This is a genomic window from Tepidimonas sp. (assembly GCF_029335975.1).
Classification (GTDB): domain Bacteria; phylum Pseudomonadota; class Gammaproteobacteria; order Burkholderiales; family Burkholderiaceae_C; genus Tepidimonas.
In genome coordinates, this window is sequence record NZ_JARJMT020000170.1 from 1 (window position 1) to 2,872 (window position 2,872).

At 66.5% G+C, this 2,872-nt stretch carries 3 protein-coding genes; 2 read left to right on the forward strand and 1 reads right to left on the reverse strand.

The genetic code is table 11. The features are described from left to right. The first annotated feature begins 97 nt into the window (after positions 1-97). Complete coding sequence (locus P3W97_RS09605; RefSeq protein ID WP_300846189.1) at positions 98-2,359, forward strand: penicillin-binding protein 1A; 2,262 nt, start codon at positions 98-100, stop codon at positions 2,357-2,359. Between the two features lie 32 nt (positions 2,360-2,391). On the opposite strand, the gene cyaY is transcribed toward P3W97_RS09605, so the two are convergent. Beyond that, positions 2,392-2,721 (reverse strand): iron donor protein CyaY, encoded by a 330-nt coding sequence (cyaY, locus tag P3W97_RS09610; protein ID WP_300846187.1) that lies wholly within the window; start codon positions 2,719-2,721, stop codon positions 2,392-2,394. A 16-nt stretch (positions 2,722-2,737) separates the two neighbouring features. Here cyaY and P3W97_RS11095 point away from each other — a divergent pair. After that, positions 2,738-2,872 (forward strand): lipoprotein (locus tag P3W97_RS11095; protein WP_367184616.1); only part of this gene is annotated, 135 nt, incomplete at its 3' end.

Here is a 2,872-nt window from a genome sequence, read left to right on the forward strand (position 1 = left end):
GTCCCCATCCCCTGCCGTCTCTGCCCCCCGATCGGGCTGGCGCCGGGTATTGTGGGCAGCGCTGGTGATTGTCTCGGGCACCGGGCTGGCGGGCGCCATGCTGATCGCCCTCGGCCTGGCAATGGCCTACCCCAACCTGCCCGACGTCAGCGAGTTGGCCGATTACCGCCCCAAGCTGCCACTGCGCGTGTACGCCCGCGACGGCTCGTTGCTGGCCGAGTTTGGCGAGGAGCGCCGCAACCTCGTGCCGTTCGAGGACATCCCGCCGGTGATGATCAACGCCGTGCTGGCCATCGAGGATGCGCGCTTTTTCGAGCACAGCGGCATCGATTACCGGGGCCTGCTGCGCGCGGCGCTGGCCAATCTGGGCGAAGCCAAGAGCCAAGGCGCCTCCACCATCACCATGCAGGTGGCACGCAATGTCTACCTGTCCAGCGAAAAAAGCTATCTGCGCAAGATCTACGAGGTGCTGCTGACCTTCAAGCTCGAGCACCTGCTCACCAAGGAGCAAATCCTCGAGATCTACATGAACCAGATTTTTCTGGGCCACCGCTCGTACGGATTTGCGGCGGCGGCGCGAACCTACTTCGGCAAATCCCTCGAGGAGCTGACCATTGCCGAGGCGGCCATGCTGGCCGGTCTGCCCAAGGCGCCATCGGCCTACAACCCGATCAGCAATCCCAAGCGGGCCCGCGCGCGCCAGCTCTACATCATCGACCGCATGCTGGAAAACGGCTTCATCACCGCCGCCGAAGCCCAAGCTGCCCGCGAAGAGCCCTTGCGGCTGCGCCGCGTCGACGCCGAGCAGGCCATCCATGCCGAATACATCGCTGAGATGGTACGCCAGGCCGTCATGGAGCGCTATGGCGAGGACGCCTACACCGCCGGACTGCAGGTCCACACCACCATCGACCCAGCCCTGCAGCGCGCTGCCTGGCGCGCCGTGCGTCAGGGCATCCTGGACTTCGAGCGGCGCCAGGTCTACCGCGGGCCCGAGCGGTTCATCGAGCTGCCTGCCAATCCTGCTGCGCGCGAGGCGGCCATCGACGACGCGCTGGCCGCCGTGCCAGACAACCCGCCGCTGCTGAGCGCCGTGGTGCTGTCGGCCGATCCGCGCAAAGTGGTCGTGGTGCGCAGCGACGACGTCCCCATCGAAATCACCGGCCAAGGGCTGGAGCCGGTGCGCTCGGGTCTGAGTGATCATGCGCCGCCGCAGCTCAAGCTGCGCCCCGGCGCCGTGGTGCGCATCGCCAAAGGCGCGCAGGGTTGGTATCTCACGCAGACCCCCACGGTGGAGGCGGCCTTCGTCGCTGTCGATCCGCGCGACGGCGGCATTCGCGCGCTGGTCGGCGGCTTCGACTTCGAGCGCAACAAATTCAACCGCGCCACCCAGTCGCAGCGCCAGCCCGGCTCCAGTTTCAAGCCCTTCATCTACTCTGCTGCCCTGGAAAAGGGCATCATGCCGCAAACGGTCGTCAACGACGCGCCGTTGTTCTTTCCGGCCAGCGTGACGGGCGGCAAACCCTGGGAGCCCAAGAACTACGATGGGCAATACGAGGGGCCGATGACCGTGCGCACGGCACTGGCCAAGTCCAAGAACATGGTTTCGATCCAAGTGCTGCGGGCCGTCGGCACCCAGTCGGCGCAACAGTGGATCACCCGCTTTGGGCTGGACCCCGCCAAGCATCCGCCCTATCTGACCATGGCGTTGGGCGCAGGGGCTGTGACGCCGCTGGAGATGGCAGCCGGCTACAGCGTGTTTGCCAACGGGGGGCACTATCTGCCCCCGGTGCTGATCACCCGCATCACCGACCCCAAGGGCCGGGTGCTGCTGGAGGTGCCGCCGCAGGCCCCGGACGAGGCCAACCGCACCCTACCCGCGCGCAACGCTTTCCTCATGGGGCAACTGCTCAACGAAATCACCCGCTCCGGCACCGCCGCGCGGGCGCAGGCGACGCTCAAGCGCCCGGACCTGTACGGCAAGACCGGCACCACCAACGACGCCCAGGATGCGTGGTTCGTGGGTTTTCACCCGACGCTGGCGGCGGCTGCCTGGCTGGGCTACGACACGCCGCGCAATCTGGGCCGGCGGGCCACGGGCGGGGCGCTGGCGCTGCCGATCTGGATCGACTTCATGGGCCAAGCCCTGCGCAACACCCCCGTATACGACTTCACGCCACCGTCCGGCGTGGCATTCGTGAACGGAGATTGGGTGTACGACGAATATGCCGACGGCAGCTTTGTCAAACGCCTGGGGTTTGACGATGCAGCCAACCTACCGGCGGCAGGCGAAGCCCCACCCGACGGGGAGAGCGACCCGCACGAAAAGCGCAGCATCCTGGATCTGTTCCGCCAGTAGGCTCCCCCCTGGCCGACGGACGGTGTGGCGGCTCAAGGGACAAACGTCAGCGGCATGCCGGCTTGCGCCGACGCCTCGCGCGAGAGGTGGGCAAAAAACTCCCCGGTGCCCTTGGTGTCCATCCAGTGCTGGCCGTCGAAGCGGTAGTGATAGCCGCCGGAGCGTGACGCCATCCAGATCTCGTGCAAAGGCTTCTGCAGATTGATCACGATCTGGCTGCCATTGCGGAAGGTCAGGGTGATCATGCCGCCGACGCGCTGGTTGTCGATGTCGGCATCGGTGGTTTCGTTCAGGCGGTCGCAGCTGAGTTCCACCGCCTTCAAGGCCGCCTCGGCCCGGTCCAGGTATTCGAGATCGGTCATCACTACAATCGCCCGCATGCAAAGAATCCGGCGGATTGTAGGACCGTGTCTGGCCGCTTGGACGGCCGTGCTGGCCATGACCCTGTCGGGGTGTGGCCAGAAAGGCCCCTTGACGCTGCCCTCTGCCACCCCGCCCGACGCCCCTGCAAGC

What these genes read in the sequence shown, in the direction of transcription:
- P3W97_RS09605 (WP_300846189.1), top strand. Translation starts at nt 98, where the DNA reads ATGCTGATCGCCCTCGGCCTGGCAATGGCCTACCCCAACCTGCCCGAC.
- cyaY (WP_300846187.1), bottom strand. Translation starts at nt 2,721, where the DNA reads ATGACCGATCTCGAATACCTGGACCGGGCCGAGGCGGCCTTGAAGGCG.